The sequence below is a fragment of the Neobacillus drentensis genome, assembly GCF_036966985.1.
GTDB classification, from domain to species: domain Bacteria; phylum Bacillota; class Bacilli; order Bacillales; family Cytobacillaceae; genus Neobacillus; species Neobacillus drentensis_E.
Window position 1 is genome coordinate 1 of sequence record NZ_JBALSN010000725.1, and the last position, 1,430, is coordinate 1,430.

At 40.7% G+C, this 1,430-nt stretch carries 1 protein-coding gene; it reads right to left on the reverse strand.

Annotation, left to right across the window (positions count from 1 at the left end):
* Positions 1–75: 75 nt before the first annotated feature.
* Positions 76–1,430, reverse strand: a 1,355-nt coding sequence (locus tag V7659_RS31000) for an iron-containing alcohol dehydrogenase (RefSeq protein WP_335543835.1), incomplete at its 5' end; no start/stop codon positions are given.

The window sequence follows — 1,430 nt, forward strand, 5'->3', positions numbered from 1 at the left end:
TTCCACCTCATTCTAAAAAGTAAAAAGCCAATACGAAAAATCATCTAGTTTGATTTTTCGCATTGGCATCGATTGTTATACCCCTTTATAGGCTTGGCGGTAAATTTCTGCTAATTCAGTTACTAATGGAAGCTTAGGATTGGCTGTGGTGCATTGGTCTTCGAAAGCCCGATCTGCTAGATAGTCAATTTTGCTTTCAAATTCAGCTTTATTAATATGATTTGCTTCAAGGCTCATTGGCACTTCCAGCTCTTGAGTCAGTTCAATAATGGCCTGAACGAGGCTCTCAACACCTTCCTCGGTGGTACTTGCAGGTAATCCCAGAATTCTAGCGATTTCAGCATAACGTTGGTCAGCTTTGAAATGATTGTACTTCGGAAAAGCAGTGAATTTCTTTGGCTTTGTAGCATTATAGCGTATAACATGTGGCATAAGTACAGCATTTGCACGACCGTGTGCAATATGGAACTCGGCTCCAAGCTTATGGGCAAGGCTATGGTTAATACCTAAAAATGCGTTAGCGAACGCCATACCGGCAATGGTTGATGCATTATGAACCTTTTCACGAGCTTCTTCATCCTGGCCGTTTTTGTAGGCTCTTGGCAGGTACTCAAATACGAGTTGGATGGCTTTAATTGCGAGGCCATCAGTAAAATCATTTGCCATACAGGACACATATGCTTCAATGGCGTGTGTCAAGACGTCCAATCCGGTATCGGCCGTAATGTGTTTTGGCACCGTCATCACAAACTGCGGATCGATAATGGCTACGTCAGGTGTTAATTCATAATCAGCAAGCGGATATTTAATATTTGCTTCTTTATCAGTAATTACCGAGAATGACGTTACCTCCGAGCCTGTTCCAGAAGTGGTAGGAATGGCCACAAATTGTGCTCTTTGGCCAAGATTAGGATATTTTACAATCCGTTTTCGAATATCTAAGAATTTTTGTTTTAAGCCAAAGAATTCGGTATCTGGATGTTCATAGAACAACCACATTCCCTTGGCAGCATCCATTGCGGAACCACCGCCAAGTGCAATAATCACATCAGGCCGGAAGTTAGCCATCATTTCTGCACCCTTCATCACCGTTTCAATGGACGGATCCGGTTCCACTTCCGAAAAGATTTCACAATGCACATAATCGGGACGTTTTCTTAAATAATAAAGGACTTTATCAACATAACCTAATTTCACCATTCCAGGGTCTGTGACAATAAAGGCTTTTGAAATTTTCGGCATTTTAGCTAAGTACTGTGTAGAGTTTTTTTCGAAATAAATTTTAGACGGTACTTTAAACCACTGCATATTTATATTCCTTTTCGCTACTTTTTTAATATTCATTAAATGAATGGTACCAACGTTTGTTGAGACAGAATTTCCGCCATAAGTTCCGCAGCCAAGGGTCAATGACGGCATATAAGCATTAT